Here is an 18,094-nt window from a genome sequence, read left to right on the forward strand (position 1 = left end):
GTGGTGCGCCGTGTTCTCGCGCTGCCGTCCGGCCGGATCGCCGTGGCCGTACTGACGGTGGTCGCCCTGCTCGCCGTACTCGGACCGGTGCTCGCTCCCCAGGATCCGCTGGCGACCAGCGACAACACCCTGGCCGCCGCGTCCGGCGCGCACTGGCTGGGCACCGACTACCTGGGCCGGGACGTCCTCAGCCGGCTGCTCGACGGCTCCCGGGTCAGTGTGCTCGGCTCACTGGAGGTCGCGCTCACCGCGCTGGTGGTCGGTGTGGTCCCCGGCATCCTCTCGGTCTACCTGGGCCGGGCCTTCGAATGGATCACCCTCAGGCTCGCCGACACCCTGGTCGCCCTGCCCTTCCTGCTGTTCGCCGTCGCCGTCGTCGCACTGCTCGGCAACGGCATCACCCAGGCGATGCTCGTCACCGGCGTGCTGGTCTCGCCGCTGTTCTACCGGGTCTCGCGCGCCGCCACGCTCGCCGTGGCCCGCTCGCAGTACGTGGAGGCCGCGCTCGTCTCCGGCGCCTCGCTGGGCTGGATCGTGCGCCGGCACGTGTGGGTCAAGGTGCTGCCGCCCATCGCCGTGGCTCTCGCCCAGACCGTCGGTGTCGGCTTTGTGATCGTGTCGAGCCTGACGTTCCTCGGTATCGGCGTCCAGCCACCCGCCCCCACCTGGGGCGGCCTGCTCGCCTCCGACCTCGGCTACCTCACCCAGCGCCCCTGGGCCCCGCTCCCGCCCGCCCTGCTGATCGTGGTCACCGTCTGGGCGTGCAACCTCCTCGCCGACGCCGTCCGCGACGTCTCCGGCGAGGCGGGCCGCGCGCTGCTCAACAACCGCAAGGCCCGCGCCAACCGGCTCGGTACGTCCGACCCCGCTCCCGCCGGAGGTGCGTGATGAGCACGCTGTCCGAGAAGCTCGCGGCACCCGCCGAGGACACCGCACAGCGGGTACGGTCCGCGCCGGCCGTGCTGTCGGTACGGGACGTCCGGATCAGCGACCGGGCCGGCGGGAGGGAGATCGTCCACGGGGTGAGCTTCTCCCTCACGCCGGGCAGGACGGTCGGCATCGTCGGCGAGTCCGGCAGCGGAAAGACCCTCACCTGCCGGGCCGCCCTGGGTATCCTGCCCGACCACTTCGACATCACCGGTGGCTCGATCGAGCTCGACGGGCGCGACATCTCCGGCCTCTCCCCCGCCGAATGGACCGCCCTGCGCGGCTCCACGATCAGCGCGGTCTTCCAGGACCCGGCCTCCTACCTCAACCCGTCCATCCGCGTGGGCGCACAGGTCGCCGAGGTGATCCGGGTCAAGCAGAGGGTCGGGCGGCGAGAGGCCCGCCGGCGGACCGTCGAGCTGCTGCGCGCCGTGCAGTTGCGCGAGCCGGAGCTGGTCTACGGGCAGTACACCTACGAGTTGTCCGGCGGCATGCTCCAACGGGTACTCATCGCCGCGGCGATCGCCGCCGGGCCGCGTGTCCTGATCGCCGACGAGGCCACCACCGCGCTCGACGTCACCGTCCAGGCGGAGATCCTCGATCTCCTGGCCGACCTGCGCGAACGGACCGGCCTCGCCCTCGTGGTGGTCTCCCACGACCTGGCCGTCGTGGCCCAGTTGTGCGACGAGGTGCTGGTCCTGCGGCAGGGCGAGGTGGTCGAACAGGGCCCGACCCACGAGGTGTTGCACCAGCCCCGCCACGCGTACACGCGGCTGCTCATCGCGGAGCACGAACAGTACGGACTGGACAGGTTCCTGGCCGCCGAGGAGGACGCCCGGTTCGTGGCTTCCGAGGTGGACCCCGGGTTCCTCGTCGCCCAGGAGGACGTATGAGCACCGAGTCCGTCGCCCCCGTCCTCGTCGTCGAGGGGCTGGAGGTGCACTACGGGACCCGCCGCCGGCGCCGACGCGCCCTGCACGACGTCTCCTTGAGCATCGCGCCGGGCGAGACCGTCGGCATCATCGGCGAGACCGGCTCGGGCAAGTCCACACTCGCCCGGACCGTCCTCGGCCTGGTGCGCCCCTCGGCGGGCTCGATCGTCGTCGACGGCGAGGAGACCCGCTCCCACGGTCCCCGCCAGTGGCGCGCGCTGCGCCGCCGGGGTGTGATCCAGTACGTCTTCCAGGACCCGCTGCGCAGTCTCGACCCGGATCTCACCGTCGGGGACTCGCTGGCCGAGCCGCTGCTCGTCCGGGGTGTACCCCGCCCCGAGGCGCACAGCCGGGTACGGGCGTTCCTGGACCGGGTCCACCTCACCGAGGACCTCCTCGACCGGCTGCCCGGTGAGCTGTCCGGCGGACAGCGGCAGCGCGTCGCGGTCGCGCGGGCCCTGGTCACCGAACCCCGTCTGGTCATCCTGGACGAGCCGGTCAGCGCCCTGGACTCCGCCAACCGCGTCCAGGTCCTCCAGATCCTCAAGGAACTCCGCGCCGACGGTGTGGCCCTCGTCTTCATCTCCCACGACCTCGGCTCCGTGGTCGGTGTCGCCGACCGCATCGCGGTGCTGTACCAGGGCGAACTCGTCGAGGCCGGTGCCGCCGGTGACGTGATCCGCAACCCTCGGCACCCCTACACCCGCCTGCTCGTCAGGTCCGCGCCCACCCTGCACGGCGCCCGCGCCGACCGAAGTGAACGAGACGCGCTGCGCGCCCTGTTGCACGCGTGAGACGCCCGCCCGAGCCGGACACTCCCACAACAGACAGGAACAGTCATGTCCCGCACGATCCATCTCGCCCTCCACCCCTACGGCGTCGGCGGTCCCGGCCAGCACGGCCTGTGGAAGGACCCACGCGTCGCGAAGAACGCCAGCATCGACATCGGCTACTACATCCGGCTGGCCCAGGCCGCCGAACACGCCCTGTTCGACGCGCTGTTCATCGTGGACAGCCAGTTCATCAACGCGACCTACCCGGCGCACTACCTCAACCGCCTGGAACCCCTGACCCTGCTGTCCGCGGTCGCCACCCACACCCGGCACATCGGCCTGGTGGGCACGGCGAGTTCGACGTACAACTCGCCGTTCAACCTCGCCCGCCGGTTCGCCTCCCTCGACCACATCAGCGGTGGCCGCGCCGGCTGGAACGTCGTCACCAGCTTCGACACCGGCGCCTCCCGCAACTTCGGCCTGGAGGAACACCTCGACTACACCACCCGCTACAGCCGCGCCCTGGAGTTCGTCCGGGTCGCCCAGGGCCTGTGGGACTCGTACGAGGACGACGCCTTCCCCGCCGACGTCGAGCGGGGCGTCTTCCTCGACCCGGCCAAGCTGCACGGACTCGACCACGTGGGCGAGCACTTCAGGGTGGCCGGACCGCTCAACCTGTCCCGTTCCCCGCAGGGCCAGCCGGTGATCTTCCAGGCCGGGGTCTCCGAGGAGGGCCGTGATCTCGCCGCGCAGGTCGCCGAGGGCATCTACGCGCCCGGCGGCTCCCTGGAGCAGGCCCAGGAGTACTACGCCGACATCAAGAAGCGCACCGCCGCATACGGCCGCGACCCCGACCACATCAAGATCTTCATCCATGGCGGCCCGGTCGTCGCCGCCACCGACGAGGCGGCCCGCCGCCGCGAGCGGGAGATCTTCGACGAGGACAACGACTTCGACGGCAACCTCGCGCTGCTGGGCCGCTCCTTCGGCGCCTACGACTTCAGCGTGCACGACCTCGACGCGCCCTTCCCCGATGTCGCGCACCTCGCCGAGAAGGGCGGCCGCACCGGCGCGGCGAAGCTCATCGAGCGGGCCCGCACCGAGAACCTGACGCTGCGTCAAGTGGCGGAGTCCGTCAACCAGTTCCGGCAGTCGCCGTTCGTCGGGGATCCGCGGACCGTCGCCGACACCATCGAGCGGTGGTTCGACGCCGGCACCTTCGACGGCATCAACCTCGCCTTCCGCACCGAGGAGGAGCTGGATCTCTTCGTGGACGGGGTGGTGCCGATCCTCCAGAAGCGCGGGCTGTTCCGCACCGAGTACGCGGCCGACACCCTGCGCGGCAATCTCGGACTGCCCGTCCCGGCCAACCGGAACACCCGGGTGCCCCAGCTCGTCCAGGACTGAGGGCCACGCCGTGCACCAGACCCCCGCAGGCACAACCGCGTGCCGACACGCGTCCGCAGGAGTGTGACATGACCCAGTACAGCGACCATCTCGCTCCCGAAGGCCTGCGCACCCGCGGCACCGTGGTGGTGGTTCCCGGCCGGGGCGAGACCCGGGCGACCTACACCCGCTTCGCCCGCCGGCTGGCCGCGGACGCGTACCGCGTGCGTGTCGTCGACGGCCCGGACCTCGGCGCGGGTCTCGGCGCGGATCTTGGCGCCGGCCCCGGCCCGGATCTCCACCCGGAGGAACTCAGCGCCTCGTTGGCCGCGTTCGCCGCCCGGATCACCGACGCCGTCGAGGGCACCGCGTCCGACGAGGGCGTGGTGGAGCCGGTTGTGTTCGTCGGCGCCGACTCGGGTGCGGCCGCGCTGGCCGCGCTCCTCTCCGGAGCCAGGGCCGAGGCCCAGGCCGGGGTCGGGGCCGACACCGGGACACCCCCGCTTCGGCGACCCGACGCGCTGGTGCTCGCGGGACTCCCCGGCCGGGCCGCCGGCACGCTCGGGAGCTGGGACGACGAACTCGCCGTCCGCACCTCCTGCCCCACCCACCGTGGGGTGCTCACCGAGGACACTCAGGTGCGGCGCGGCGCGCTCGACGACGCGTTCCCGGACGCCCTGCTCACCGCCGTCCACGACGGCGACATCGACGTCCCCGTCCTGCTCCTCGTCGGTGACACGGACCCCCTCGCCGACCACGAGGCCCTGGCGCGCACGGCGAAGTCGCTGCCCAGTGCCCGGCTTTCGGTGGTGCGCGGCGCCCACCACGACGTCCTCAACGACCTCCAGCACCGCTCGACGGCCGCCGAGGTCGTCACGTTCCTCGAAGCGCTCCGCGACGGGCTGCGCCCGGCGGTGACGGTGCACTCCAGCGCGTGGTGAGCGACTGATGAGCGACTGGTGAGCAACCACCGCCCACGTACCGCATCGGCGCATGTCCACTCCTCCTCCCGGAAGGTCACTTTCATGGCCCGCATCCTGTCCGTCTCCGGAAGTCCCTCCCCGACCTCCCGCACCACCCGGCTGTTGCGCCACCTCGACGAGCGTCTGGGGTGGCAGGGCCACGACGTGACCAACCTGGAGGTGCGCACCCTGCCGGCGCAGGCCCTGCTCGGGGCGGACTTCCGGGATCCGGCGATCGTCGCCGCCACGGAGCTCTTCGCGCGGGCCGACGGGATCGTGATCGGCACTCCGGTGTACAAGGCCGCCTACTCGGGCCTGCTGAAGTCGCTGCTCGACCTGCTCCCGCAGTACGCGCTGACCGGCAAGACCGTACTGCCGCTGGCCACCGGTGGCAGTACGGCCCATGTGCTGGCGATCGACTACGCCCTGCGCCCGGTGCTCAGTTCCATGGGGGCGGCGCACATCGTGCCCGGCTGGTTCACGCTCGACAAGGACATCACCGGCGAAGGCGGCGCGGGGCCGCTCACACCCGCCGCCGCCAAGGCGGTGGAGGAGGTCACCGACTACTTCTCCGCCGCGCTGGGCGGCCGTACCAACACGTTCGCCTCGACAGGATGAGGGGCGGGTGTGCCGGGTGCCGTGGGGGAAGCCCGGGGGCGCATGACCTGGTGTCCGGATACCCGGTGTGGTTTCCTGGCTGCATGACCGTGCTCGTGACCCGCCGCCACGTCGACTACGTGCGTGTCACCACCACGGCCTGTTCCGCCGTGAGCTGACTCCTTCCTCCGGCGTCACAGAACCTCCTCCGGGGTCACCGCACCCCTCCTCCACCGCCCTGCCGACCGCTGCCCCCGTGCGGGTGAGCGCTCTCGGCCCGCGGTGCGTTCGCCTTCCCCCGCCTCCTCACCCCGCGCATCGCCGTCCTCGTACAAGGGAGCGCCATGAGCCAGCCCATCGACTCCGTCACCGCAGGTCACACCCCCCATGACGAGCCCACCGGGCCCGACACCTCGGCCTGGTCGTTCGAGACCAAGCAGGTCCACGCCGGTGCCACGCCGGATCCGGCGACCGGTGCCCGCGCGACGCCGATCTACCAGACGACGTCCTTCGTGTTCCGCGACACCCAGCACGCCTCCGACCTGTTCGCGCTCGCCGAGCCGGGCAACATCTACACCCGTATCCACAACCCCACCCAGGACGTCTTCGAGCAGCGCGTCGCCGCGCTGGAGGGCGGGGTCGCCGCCGTCGCGCTGGCCTCCGGGCAGGCGGCGGAGACCCTGGCGATCCTCACGCTGGCCCGCTCGGGCGACCACATCGTCTCCAGTACGTCGCTGTACGGCGGCACCTACAACCTGTTCCGGCACACCCTGCCGAGGCTCGGCATCGAGGTGTCGTTCGTCGACGACCCGGACGACTTCGAGGCCTGGCGGGCGGCGATCCGGCCGAACACGAAGGCGCTGTTCGCCGAGACGCTGGGCAATCCGCGCGGCAACGTGCTCGACGTCCGGGCGGTCGCGGACGTGGCGCACGAGGCGGGCGTACCGCTGATCGTGGACAACACCGTCCCGACTCCCTATCTGCTGCGGCCACTTGAGCACGGCGCCGACATCGTGGTGCACTCGGCGACCAAGTTCCTCGGCGGCCACGGCACGACGATCGCGGGTGTGGTCGTCGACGGCGGCACTTTCGACTTCGGCGCGCACGCCGAACGGTTCCCCGACTTCAGTGAGCCCGACCCCAGTTACCACGGGCTCCAGTACTGGCCCGCGCTCGGTCCGGGCGCCTTCGCGGTGAAGCTGCGGGTGCAGTTGCTGCGCGACCTCGGGCCGGCCCTGTCACCACACTCCGCGTTCCTGCTGCTCCAGGGTGTGGAGACGCTCAGCCTGCGCATCGAACGGCACTCCGCGAACGCCCAGGCGCTGGCCGAGTGGCTGGAGCAGCGCGACGAGGTCGCCGCCGTGCTCTACCCCGGACTGCCGTCCAACCGCTGGTACGAGGCGGGGCAGCGCTATCTGCCGCGGGGCGCGGGCGCGGTGCTGGCGTTCGAGCTGCGGGACGGCGTCGAGGCGGGCAAGCGGTTCGTGGACGCCGTCGAGCTGTTCAGTCATCTCGCCAACATCGGCGACGTACGCAGTCTCATCATCCACCCGGCGTCCACCACCCACAGTCAGCTCGACGAGGCGCAGTTGGAGGCCACCGGCGCGGCACCCGGCCTGGTGCGGCTCTCGGTCGGCATCGAGAACCTCGCCGACCTCAAGGCCGATCTGGAGGCCGGGTTCCGCGCGGCCAAGGGCGCGTCCTGAACACCGTACGAGCGCCGTCCCAGGTTCCCCTTCCGCCGGCCTCCGGGGCGTGGCGGGAGGGGGATCCACCCGGGCGTCGCCAGTGGTACGTCCGCGAGCGTCCCCTCGATCTGGAGTCGGGCGGTGAACTGGCCGGTGTCCGGCTGGCGTTCGAGACGTGGGGGCGGCTCGCGCCGGACCGGTCCAACGCGGTGCTGGTGCTGCACGCCCTGACCGGCGACAGTCATGTGGCCGGACCGGCCGGGCCCGGGCACCCCACCGCCGGCTGGTGGGACGGGCTGGTCGGCGCCGGGCGGGCGCTCGACACGGACCGCTGGTTCGTGGTGGCGCCCAATGTGCTCGGCGGCTGCCAGGGCAGCACCGGACCGTCCTCGCCGGGTCCGTCCGGACGGCGGTGGGGTGGCGACTTCCCGTATCTGACACAGCGTGACCAGGTCGCGGTCGAGGCCGACTTGGCCGATGCGCTGGGTGTCGACCGCTGGGCGCTGGTGGTCGGCGGGTCGATGGGCGGGATGCGGGCGCTGGAGTGGGCGGTGTCGCGTCCCGAGCGGACCGACGCGCTTCTGCTGCTCGCCACGACGGCCGCGGCGAGCGCCGAGCAGATCGCCTGGTCCGGCATCCAGGTGCACGCCATCCGCTCCGACCCGCACTGGCGGGGCGGCGACTACCACGACACCGGCCGGGGCCCTCACGCCGGGCTCGGTCTGGCCCGGCGGATCGCCCATGTCACGTATCGCAGCGAGCCGGAACTCCAGGCCCGCTTCGGCCGGTTCGCCCAGGGCACGGAGGAGCCGCGCAGCGGCGGCCGGTACCAGGTCGAGTCCTACCTCGACCATCACGCCGCCAAGTTGGTACGGCGCTTCGACGCGGGCAGCTATGTCGTGCTGTCCGAGGCGATGAACGGCCATGACATCGGCCGGGGGCGCGGTGGCACACGCGCCGCCCTGAGCCGGGTCACCGCCAGAACGCTCGTGGCCGGTGTCGATTCGGACCGTCTCTACCCGCCGGCCCAGCAGGCGCGGCTGGCGGCCGGCATCACCACCGCGGACGACCCGCGGGTCATCGAGTCGCCCTACGGCCACGACGGTTTCCTGATCGAGGCGGAGCAGGTGGCCGCCCTGGTCCGCGAACTCCTTCCACCCGATTCCGCAGCCCGTGTTCCGCATCCCGCATTCCGTATTCCGTATTCCGCAGGAGGACAGATGACCGTCCAGAGCTCGACCGCCGACCTCGCCGCCTTCACCGAGGACTGGGAGGCCTGGCACCGGCAGAAGGACGCCGACCTGGCGCATGAGCACGGCTTCCTCGCCGTCACCGGCCTGCACTGGCCGGACGCCGACCCGCAGCGCTTCCCCGGTGCGCCGGGCGTCTGGTCGACGGGCGACAACGGCGTCACCGTCGAGCTCGACGAGGGAGAGGAACTCGTCGTCGACGGGGCCGTGGTGCGCGGCCGGCACACGTTCGGCGCGATCCCTGAGCGCGGTGGTGTCAACGCCGTGTGGGGCGACGCGGTGATCGAGGTCGCCAGGCGCGGCGGCCACGACGTGATCCGGCCGCGGCACCCGGACCACCCGCTGCGCACCAAGTTCGCGGGGACACCCGCGTACGCGCCCGACCCGCGCTGGGTGGTCACCGGCACGTACACGCCGTTCCCCGAGCCGCGGCCGACCACGGTCGGCGCGTCCGTCGAGGGACTCCAGCACGTCTACGACGCACCGGGCACGGTCCGCTTCGTGATCGAGGGCCGGGAACTCGACCTGACCGCGTTCGGCGGCCGGGCACCGGGCAGCCTCCTGGTGCTGTTCACCGACGCCACGTCAGGGGTCACGACCTACGCCGCCAACCGCGCGTTGCAGATCGAAGCCCCGGGCCCCGACGGAACCGTGGTGCTGGACTTCAACCGGGCCACCAACCTCCCCTGCGCCTACACCGACTTCGCGACCTGCCCCCTGCCGCCCGCGGAGAACCGCCTCCCGGTCGCGATCGAGGCGGGCGAACAGATCCCGCACGAGCGCGGCCCGATCACCCACTGACTTCCAGCCGCAACCAGCCATGGTCCGACGCGGGCCCGTCCTGCCGGTGTCTTTATGAGACCTCGATGCCGATGAGGCAGGTGTCGTCGTCGGTGTCCGACTTGCTCTGCTGCAACAGCCCGTCGAGTCGGCGGTCGAGTGATGCCACCCGGACCTCGGCGGCGCCGAGCATCTGGTGCAGCGAGTCGTGCAGGGCGGTGTCACGCCGTTCGACGAGCCCGTCCGTGTAGAGCAGCAGGGTGTCACCGGGCTCCAGCACGATCTCCGCCTCTTCGTACTCGACCTCCGCGACCGCGCCCAGGAGGAGTCCGGTGAGCAGCGGCAGGCTGGTGGCCTGCTCCCCCCGGACGACGACGGGCGGCAGATGGCCGGCCCGCGCCCAGCGCATCACACGCGTCGCCGGGTCGTACAGGCCGCACACGGCGGTGGCGGTGACCTGTTCGGTCAGATGATGCGCGACCATGTTGAGCCAGGAGAGCAGCTGGCCCGGACCGGCGCCCGTGACGGCGAGGCCGCGCAGCGCGTTGCGGAGGACCACCATGCCGGTCGCGGCCTCTATGCCGTGTCCCGCGATGTCCCCCACACACAGCAGGACCTGCTTGGAGGGCAGTACGAAGGCGTCGTACCAGTCGCCGCCCACGAGGGACTCCGACTCGGCCGGCCGGTAACGCACGGCGACCTGGAGGCCGGGTGCGTCTATCGGTGCCCGGGTGGGCGGCATGATGGCGTGCTGGAGCTGGAGCGCGAGGCGATTGCGTTCCGCCGACTCCTGTTCGGTGTGGGCGAGTTGGTCACGGGTCGCGGCGAGCGCCACCTCGGTCCAGTGCTGCGAGGAGATGTCCTGGTAGGCGCCGCGTACGGCGAGCAGCCGGCTGTCGGCGCCGAGGACCGGTTCGGCGATCACCCTGATGTGGCGGGTGACCCCGTCCGGACGCTGGAGGCGGAACGCGGTCGAGGTCGCCCGCCGGTGGTGGAGCACGGACTGGAGGAAGCGGCCGATGGCAACGGCGTCGTCCGGATGCGCGTGGTCCGCCAGGTCCTGGAGCGAGACGGGACGGTCGGCGGCTCTTCTGCCGTAGAGCGAGTACAGCTGGCCGTTCCAGGTGATCTCGCCGGTGACGAGGTTCTCCTCGAACCCGCCGATACGGCCGAGGCGTTGGGCATGCTGAAGCAGGCTCGCGAGTCGGGCGGTCTCGTCCTCGATGCGCCACACCAGCAGCACGGTGTCGCCGTGCCGGCTGATGCTGACGTCGGCGACGCCGGCGAGCTGGACCTGGTCCACGAGCGAGGTGAGCGGCATGTGCCGGGCACGGAATGGTTCGCCGGTGGCGTAGACGCGCTCGATCTTCTCGAAGAGTTCGTTCTCTTCGGCGGCCATGGGATACGCCTCGAGCAGCAGCGCTCCGTTGAGGGCGCTGTGGGGACGCCCGGCCGGATCGAGGAACCGGCTGTTGACGTGCCGGATGCGGAAGTCGGCGAGGCGGTCGCCGGAGTCGAGGTGAGGAGTGAGCAGCAGGACCGGATCGTGCAGCCCCTCGGCGAGGTCGACGAGTTCGCCCACGCTTGTCACGTCCGGGCGGGCGCCCAGGAGTTCGGGTGTCGTGGGCGGATTCTCCATGGTGTGCGCGCACAGCTCGGCCAGCGCCTCGATCTGCCGCACGACGGCGGGTGACTGCTCGGGCAGGGGGCCCGGCCAGCAGATCTCCAGCACGCCGTGGACGCGCCCGCCCGTCCCGGCCGGGAGTGCGATCCGGCCTCCGTCGGGGAACTGGCCCGCACCGATCGAGGGAACACCGGCGGTGGCGATGGACGTGATCCGTACGTCGCCGAGCCCGCTCAGTGCTCGCCGGGCGACGGTCGTCACGGCAGGCGGGACGTACCGCCAGCGGTCGGCCTCGTCGGCGGGGAAACCGGCGTGGCCGTGGAGCGTGAGGGAGGCGTCCCGTCCGGCCGCCCAGATCGCGACAGCCGTGGCGCCGAGCGGGGTGAGGGCGTGGTCGAGCAGCGACTCGGCCACCGCCTGTGTGTCACCTGCGGCGAGGGCCGCGCTCTCGGCGGTGCGGAGGCGTACGGCGGCGGACGGCGGCTTCTGGGGTCGTGCCGGCTCGCCACGGGTTCTGCGGACGAAGCCGTCCGCGAGGTCGGAGAGATGGTCGCGGGCGGCCTGGTTGACGATGTCCGCGGCGAGTTCGAGCTGCGGGACGCCGGCCTGGTCGGCGAGTTCGGCGAGTTGGCGGGCCGCCTGTACGGGACCGCACCTGAGCCGTTCGACCATCACGCCCTTGGCGAGCTCGACCAGCGCCCGTCCGTCGGCGGCGGCATGTGCGGCTTGGACTTCTGCCCGCAGCCGCTCGACGGTCGCGGCGAGGCGCCCCACCGCGGAGACCGTGTTCGGGTCCGGGACATCGGGCGCGTGCTGCCCGACGACCGTGTCCGGTGTGAGGGGAACAACGGTGCGTGCCGTGGACGGAGCACCGCTGTGCCGGTCCGACGTGTCCCCGTCGGTGGTGGGAAGGTCGGTCACGAGGTCACCTGCTGGTCGGCCGCCGGGGTCAGCCAGCGGCGGACGCAGGCGATGAGATCGTGGGCGTCGACCGGTTTGGTGACGTAGTCGCTGGCGCCCGACGCGAGGCTCTTCTCGCGGTCACCGGGCATGGCCTTGGCGGTGACAGTGATGATCGGCAGGTCGGCGTATCGGGGCATCTTCCGGATTTCCGAGGTCGCGGTGTAACCGTCCATCTCGGGCATCATGACGTCCATCAGGACGAGGTCGATCTCCGCGTGCTTCGCGAGCGCCTCGATGCCCTTGCGGCCGTCCTCCGCGTGGAGCACCTGGACTCCGTGGAGTTCCAGGATGCCGCTGAGGGCGTACAGGTTGCGGGCGTCGTCGTCGACGACGAGCACCGTACGTCCACGGAGGCTGCCGTCGATGTCCTGCTGTGCCTGCGGGTTGCTCTCGTCGCCGCGGACCAGCGGGACGACGTCGCCGGGCTGGTCGGCGGAGAGATGCAGGGCGATCCGCTCGCGCAGCTCGTCGAGGCTGGAGAGGAGTTCCAGCGGTCGCTGCTGTGCGCGCGATTCGAGTGCGCGTTCGTGTTCGGAGTCCAGGCGCCGGTTGTTGTGTGCGAGAACGGGCACCGTCCGCAGGGCCGCGTCGCCGTCCATGGTGTCCAGGAACCGAAGGGCCTGTCCGTCGGCCATGTCCAGTTCGAGGACCACACAGTGGACGGCTTCGGTGGCCAGTGCGCCGGCGGCCTCGTCGGGTCCGACGGCGGTGATCAGCTCGATGCCGTCCGCGTCGTGGTTGCTGTCGAGTTCGGCCACCGCGCTCTCCGCGACGAGGGAGATCAGGCCGCGGCGTCGTTCTTCGATGACCAGCAGCCGGCGGGGCTTGCGCTGCTCACTGACGAGGGCGACGGGCTGCCGGGTACCGAACGGTTCCGCCCGGCCGGTGCCGGGCGTATCGGCGTTACCGGCCTTGTCGTCGCCGGCGTCCTGGAAGGACGCGAGCTCGACGGGCAGGTAGAGGGTGAAGGTGCTGCCCTCGCCGGGGCGGCTCTGCGCGGTGAGGGAGCCGCCGAGGAGGTGGGCGATCTCGCGGCTGATCGACAGCCCCAGGCCGGTGCCGCCGTACTTTCGGCTTGTGGTGCCGTCGGCCTGCTGGAAGGCGCCGAAGATGGCTTCGAGGTGCTGCTCGGCGATGCCGATGCCGGTGTCCTTGACGCGGAAGGCGATCACCGCGCCACTGCCGTGCACGGACCGGGGCAGCTCGCTCTCGGCGGCCGGCTCGATACGCAGCTCGACACTGCCTCGTTCGGTGAACTTGACCGCGTTGGACACCAGGTTCCGGAGCACCTGCCGCAGCCGGGAATCGTCGGTGAGCAGCTCCGCGGGGGCGCCGGGGGCGGTGGTGATCGTGAAGTCGAGGTTCTTCTGGGTCGTCATGGGACGGAAGGTGGCCTCGACGTAGCCCAGCAGCTGCCGCAGGGCGACGCGTTCGGGGTTGAGGTCCATCTTGCCGGCCTCGACCTTGGACAGATCGAGGATGTCGTTGATCAGCTGGAGGAGGTCGGAGCCGGCCGAGTGGATGATCCCGGCGTACTCGACCTGCTTGGCCGTGAGGTTCCGGGTGGGGTTCTGGGCGAGGAGCTGGGCCAGGATGAGCAGGCTGTTGAGCGGTGTGCGCAGTTCGTGGCTCATGTTGGCCAGGAACTCCGACTTGTACCTGGATGCGAGCGACAACTGCTGGGCGCGCGCCTCGAGTTCCTGCCGGGCCTGCTCGATCTGGAGGTTCTTGGCCTCGATGTCGCTGTTCTGCGCGGCCAGGAGGGCTGCCTTCTCCTCCAGTTCGGCGTTGGAGCGCTGTAGTTCGTCCTGCTGGATCTGTAGTTCCTCGGAGCGTGACTGGAGTTCGGCGGCGAGGCGCTGCGACTCGCCGAGCAGTTCGTCGGTGCGGGCGTTGGCGACGATCGTGTTGACGTTCACGCCGACCGTTTCCATGAGCTGGCGGAGGAAGTCCCGGTGCACGGCGGTGAACGTGGTGAACGACGCCAGTTCGATGACGCCGAGTACCTGTTCGTCCACGACGATCGGCAGCACGATCAGGCTTCTGGGCGCGGTGTTGCCGAGTCCCGAGGAGATGCTGATGTAGTCGGCGGGCACACTGTCGACGGTGATGACGCGTCGGCTCCGCGCGGCCTGGCCGACCAGTGACTCGCCGAGCTTGAACCGGTCCCGGTACAGGCGGTCTGCGGGGCGCCCGTAGGAGCCGACGAGACGCAGCTCCGTACCGTCGGGGGCGTCTTCGACCAGATAGAAGGCGCCGTACTGTGCGCCGACCACCGGTGTGAGTTCGTCCATGACCAGTTCACCGACGACCGCGAGGTCGCGGTGGCCCTGCATGAGGCCGGAGATGAGGGCGAGGCTGGACTTGAGCCAGTCCTGCTCCTGGTTGGCCCGGGTCGTCTCGCGCAGCGAACCGACCATCGCGTTGATGTTGTCCTTGAGGTCGGCGACTTCCCCGGACGCGTCGACGGTGATCGACCGTGTCAGGTCGCCTTCCGCGACGGCGCTGGTGACCTCGGCGATCGCCCGGACCTGGCGGGTGAGGTTGCCGGCGAGTTCGTTGACGTTCTCCGTCAGCCGCTTCCAGGTGCCCGACACGCCCTCGACTTCGGCCTGGCCCCCCAGTCGGCCCTCGCTGCCGACCTCGCGGGCGACGCGGGTGACTTCGGCGGCGAACGAGGAGAGCTGGTCGACCATGGTGTTGATGGTCGTCTTCAGCTCCAGGATCTCGCCCCGCGCGTCGACGTCGATCTTCTTGGAGAGGTCGCCGTTGGCGACCGCGGTGGTGACCAGGGCGATGTTGCGCACCTGGTTGGTGAGGTTCGTCGCCATGGAGTTGACGTTGTCGGTGAGGTCCTTCCAGGTGCCGGCGACGTTGGGGACCCGGGCCTGTCCGCCGAGGCGGCCCTCGGTGCCCACGTCGCGTGCCACGCGGGTCACCTCGTCGGCGAAGGCGGAGAGGGTGTCGACCATCGTGTTGATGACCTCGGCGAGCGCGGCGACCTCGCCCTTGGCCTCGACCGTGATCTTGCGGGAGAGGTCGCCCCGTGCCACCGCGGTCGCCACCTGGGCGATGGAGCGGACCTGGCCCGTCAGGTTGGACGCCATCACGTTGACGTTGTCGGTGAGGTCCTTCCAGGTGCCCGATGCTCCTCGCACCGTGGCCTGACCGCCCAGGTTGCCCTCGGTCCCGACCTCACGGGCCACGCGGGTGACTTCGTCGGCGAAGGCGGAGAGCTGGTCCACCATCGTGTTGATGGTCTCCTTCAGCTCCAGGATCTCGCCCCGCGCGGTCACCGTGATCTTCTGCGACAGATCGCCCTGCGCCACGGCGGTCGCCACCTGGGCGAGGGCCCGTACCTGGGCGGTGAGGTTCCCGGCCATGAAGTTCACCGAGTCCGTCAGGTCACGCCACGTACCCGACACACCCTTCACATCGGCCTGACCACCCAGATTCCCCTCGGTCCCCACCTCACGCGCCACCCGCGTGACCTCGTCCGCGAACGACGAGAGCTGATCCACCATCGTGTTGATGGTCTCCTTCAGCTCCAGGATCTCCCCACGCGCGGTCACCGTGATCTTCTGCGACAGGTCACCCTGCGCCACCGCGGTCGCCACCTGGGCGATGTCACGCACCTGGGCGGTGAGGTTCCCGGCCATGAAGTTCACCGAGTCCGTCAGGTCACGCCACGTACCCGACACACCCTTCACATCGGCCTGACCACCCAGATTCCCCTCGGTCCCCACCTCACGCGCCACCCGCGTGACCTCGTCCGCGAACGACGAGAGCTGATCCACCATCGTGTTGATGGTCTTCTTGAGTTCGAGGATCTCGCCCCGCGCGTCGACGTCGATCTTCTGCGACAGGTCGCCCTGCGCCACCGCGGTCGCGACCTGGGCGATGTCACGCACCTGGGTGGTGAGGTTGCCCGCCATCGCGTTGACGGAGTCGGTCAGGTCGGCCCATGTGCCGGACACACCCGGCACCTCGGCCTGGCCGCCGAGCGTTCCCTCGGTACCCACCTCACGCGCGACCCGGGTGACTTCGGAGGTGAACAGCGACAACTGGTCGACCATCCCGTTGAACACGGTGGCGATCTCGCCGAGCAGGCCGTCCGCCTCGTCCGGCAGGCGGGTTCCGAAGTCACCGTCACGTACCGCCGTCAGTCCGGCCAGCAGCTGACGCAGTTCGGGCTCGCCCACCTTTCCGGCCCCTCGCGAGCGGGTTCGTGCCTCCGGCAACGTCTTCTCGACCCTGGTCTCAGCCATGTCCCATTCCTTCGTCCCCGTCGGAAGACCCGTCCCCGCACGGCTGTTGCGACCTCGGACCGCCCGGTCCGGGCAGATGTCCGAGCCGGGAAACCGTTGCTGCAAGACAAATAACATGGAGACTACCGCGCCGCGGACGGGCCGAGGTAGTGACGTCGGTGATCTCAGCCCCGCCAGTCGACGCAGGCGACCAGCCCGCTTGCCCAGAACGTGACGTCGTCCCCGGCGAGCGTGCCCAGCACGGCCTCGGGGGCCTGTGAACAGGGCAGCCGACGGGTGTCGACGATCGCCCTGCCGATCGCCCGCCCGTCCGGCACGGCGACGGTGTGTCCGCCGCCGTGGGCGATGACGATCAGCCGGTCTCCCGCGCGAAGTGCAAACCGCTCGGGCTGGTAGACCGTGCCCTCGAACATGCCCAGAGGCAGCTGTTCGTCCAGCGACAGGCGCCGCGCCTCGCCTCCGCGGAGCCGCCATACGGTCGGCGACCCGGCGTCGACCGCCCGCACACCCCCCGTGGCGAGATCGAAGGACGTCAGCAGGGCCGGGACGGCGTACGCGCCCCGGTACTGCGCGTACAGGGCCTGATCGACCAGACTGGCCTGTCCGGCGAGGTCGGCTCCCGCACGCCTGGCGTTGCGCAGCGAGCCGAGGGCCAGTGTGTTCACCAGTGCGTGCTCGACACCGGAACCGGTGCCGTTGGCCACGGTCATCGTCAGTTCGGTCGCGGAGACCGACCAGTCGAAGAGGTGTCCGGCGGAGCTGTACGAAGCCGGCCAGTACGCGTGCAGATCGAACTCGTCGCGCGTGCACGCGCGCGCCGACATCAGGTGGGACTCCATCTCGGCGGCCAGGGTCAGCGGCCGGTCCCTGCGCACCGCCCGGTACACGTCGGTCTGCCGCTGCGCCACGGCCAGGGCGTGTCCGAGCGCCCGCGCCAGGTGGGTGAGCTCTTCGAGCACCTCGGGCCCGCTGTGGCGCGGGGGCAGCTCGACGACGAGGACACCCCACCGGTCGTCCCGGGCGGTTACGGGCACATAGGCCGTGACGGTGGGCCCTTCACCGCCGGAAAGATAAGGTTGCTGCGTGGTGAAGACCGTTCCGGGCAGGCTTGACAGCACGATCCTGTCCCCGCCGGTCCGGGCCGGGCGGCTCACGGAGCGAAGTTTCTCCAGGTCCAGGTCGACGAGCAACAGGTCGACGTCCGCCGTGGCGAAACGCTGAGCGAGGATGGTACGGAGGGAGTCCAGCAAGCCGTGGGGCGGGGCCGCGCGCAGAGCGCCTTCCGCCGTCAGCCGTCGTTCCACCGGGCCGGCACCGCTTTCTGGAGAATGGGGAGAGGAAGCGCGCGGCACGAGGCCGACAACGCCAGCCGACGATGTGTGATTCGGAGTGTCACTGGATATGGACGCGAACCCCGCTCCGCCTCAGCAGCGGCCGCCGGATGCCACCCGGGAGCTCGTCGAACTGCTCGAAGTGCTGTGGGAGCACGGCAAGGACATGGTGTCGACGGCTCCGGTGTCGGCGTCTCAGCTGCGCGTCCTGTACGTCCTCGACCGGATACAGGGTGCCAACCTGCGCACGCTGGGAGAGGCGCTCGGTGCGGCGGCCCCGTCCGTGAGCCGCATGTGCGACCGGCTGGAGGCCCTCGGGTTCTTGCAGCGGGTACAGAGTCCCGCCCGCCGGCGTGAGGTGGAGCTGCACCTGACCAGACAGGGCCAGGCGCATCTGCGGCAGCTGCGCGAGAGCCGGCGCGAGGAGCTGGTGTCCGCGATCTCCGCGATGACCCCGTCCGCGCGCAAGGCTCTGTTCACCGGCCTGAGTTCCTTCCGGGACGCCATGGAGGAAGTGGGCCCCTCCCCCTGGCCCAGACCCGTGCAGAGCGAGGCCCGCTCGGCCTGACTCGACTCGCGCGCGGAAACGCGACCAGCCGGCTTCCGCACGTTC

At 70.9% G+C, this 18,094-nt stretch carries 12 protein-coding genes and 1 pseudogene; 10 read left to right on the forward strand and 3 right to left on the reverse strand.

Annotated elements, in window-relative coordinates:
* The 9 genes and pseudogenes from ACIQAC_RS22820 (at position 1) to ACIQAC_RS22860 (ending at position 9,316) form a co-directional block, all read left to right on the forward strand.
* Positions 1–888 carry an ABC transporter permease gene (locus ACIQAC_RS22820; protein ID WP_402193706.1) on the forward strand — a complete coding sequence of 296 codons (888 nt, stop codon included), beginning with the start codon at positions 1–3 and terminating at the stop codon, positions 886–888.
* Positions 888–1,820: an ABC transporter ATP-binding protein gene (locus tag ACIQAC_RS22825; RefSeq protein ID WP_402193708.1), complete on the forward strand. Its 933-nt coding sequence runs from the start codon at positions 888–890 to the stop codon at positions 1,818–1,820. The genes ACIQAC_RS22820 and ACIQAC_RS22825 overlap by 1 nt, the downstream gene beginning before the upstream one ends.
* On the forward strand, positions 1,817–2,653 hold the full coding sequence (locus ACIQAC_RS22830) for an ABC transporter ATP-binding protein (protein ID WP_402193710.1): 837 nt from the start codon (positions 1,817–1,819) through the stop codon (positions 2,651–2,653). Before ACIQAC_RS22825 ends, ACIQAC_RS22830 begins: the two co-directional genes overlap by 4 nt.
* A gap of 45 nt (positions 2,654–2,698) precedes the next feature.
* Complete coding sequence (locus ACIQAC_RS22835) at positions 2,699–4,039, forward strand: LLM class flavin-dependent oxidoreductase (protein WP_402193711.1); 1,341 nt, start codon at positions 2,699–2,701, stop codon at positions 4,037–4,039.
* A gap of 68 nt (positions 4,040–4,107) precedes the next feature.
* Entirely contained in the window at positions 4,108–4,959 is an 852-nt protein-coding gene (locus ACIQAC_RS22840) for a serine aminopeptidase domain-containing protein (RefSeq protein ID WP_402193712.1), read from the forward strand.
* 84 nt (positions 4,960–5,043) lie between these two features.
* On the forward strand, positions 5,044–5,598 hold the full coding sequence (gene ssuE / locus ACIQAC_RS22845) for an NADPH-dependent FMN reductase (RefSeq protein ID WP_402193714.1): 555 nt from the start codon (positions 5,044–5,046) through the stop codon (positions 5,596–5,598).
* Positions 5,599–5,921: 323 nt separating this feature from the next.
* Entirely contained in the window at positions 5,922–7,283 is a 1,362-nt protein-coding gene (locus tag ACIQAC_RS22850) for a bifunctional o-acetylhomoserine/o-acetylserine sulfhydrylase (RefSeq protein WP_402193715.1), read from the forward strand.
* Positions 7,280–8,419, forward strand: a pseudogene (locus ACIQAC_RS22855) (homoserine O-acetyltransferase); the annotation flags it as partial. The gene ACIQAC_RS22850 and the pseudogene ACIQAC_RS22855, both read left to right, overlap by 4 nt.
* 66 nt (positions 8,420–8,485) lie before the next feature.
* On the forward strand, positions 8,486–9,316 hold the full coding sequence (locus ACIQAC_RS22860) for a DUF1684 domain-containing protein (RefSeq protein WP_402193947.1): 831 nt from the start codon (positions 8,486–8,488) through the stop codon (positions 9,314–9,316).
* A 52-nt stretch (positions 9,317–9,368) separates the two neighbouring features.
* On the opposite strand, the gene ACIQAC_RS22865 is transcribed toward ACIQAC_RS22860, so the two are convergent.
* The 3 genes from ACIQAC_RS22865 to ACIQAC_RS22875 all read right to left on the reverse strand — a co-directional run bounded on the left by ACIQAC_RS22865 (position 9,369) and on the right by ACIQAC_RS22875 (position 17,454).
* On the reverse strand, positions 9,369–11,840 hold the full coding sequence (locus ACIQAC_RS22865; RefSeq protein ID WP_402193716.1) for a SpoIIE family protein phosphatase: 2,472 nt from the start codon (positions 11,838–11,840) through the stop codon (positions 9,369–9,371).
* Positions 11,837–16,150 (reverse strand): HAMP domain-containing protein, encoded by a 4,314-nt coding sequence (locus ACIQAC_RS22870; protein ID WP_402193718.1) that lies wholly within the window; start codon positions 16,148–16,150, stop codon positions 11,837–11,839. Before ACIQAC_RS22870 ends, ACIQAC_RS22865 begins: the two co-directional genes overlap by 4 nt.
* A gap of 164 nt (positions 16,151–16,314) precedes the next feature.
* A complete protein-coding gene (locus tag ACIQAC_RS22875) occupies positions 16,315–17,454 on the reverse strand; it encodes a PP2C family protein-serine/threonine phosphatase (RefSeq protein WP_402193719.1) in 1,140 nt (379 codons plus the stop codon).
* Between the two features lie 97 nt (positions 17,455–17,551).
* Between ACIQAC_RS22875 and ACIQAC_RS22880 the strand changes: the two genes are divergently transcribed.
* Positions 17,552–18,049 (forward strand): MarR family winged helix-turn-helix transcriptional regulator, encoded by a 498-nt coding sequence (locus tag ACIQAC_RS22880; RefSeq protein WP_402193721.1) that lies wholly within the window; start codon positions 17,552–17,554, stop codon positions 18,047–18,049.
* Positions 18,050–18,094 lie beyond the last annotated feature (45 nt).

The sequence above is a fragment of the Streptomyces sp. NPDC088387 genome (assembly GCF_044753385.1).
Classification (GTDB): domain Bacteria; phylum Actinomycetota; class Actinomycetes; order Streptomycetales; family Streptomycetaceae; genus Streptomyces.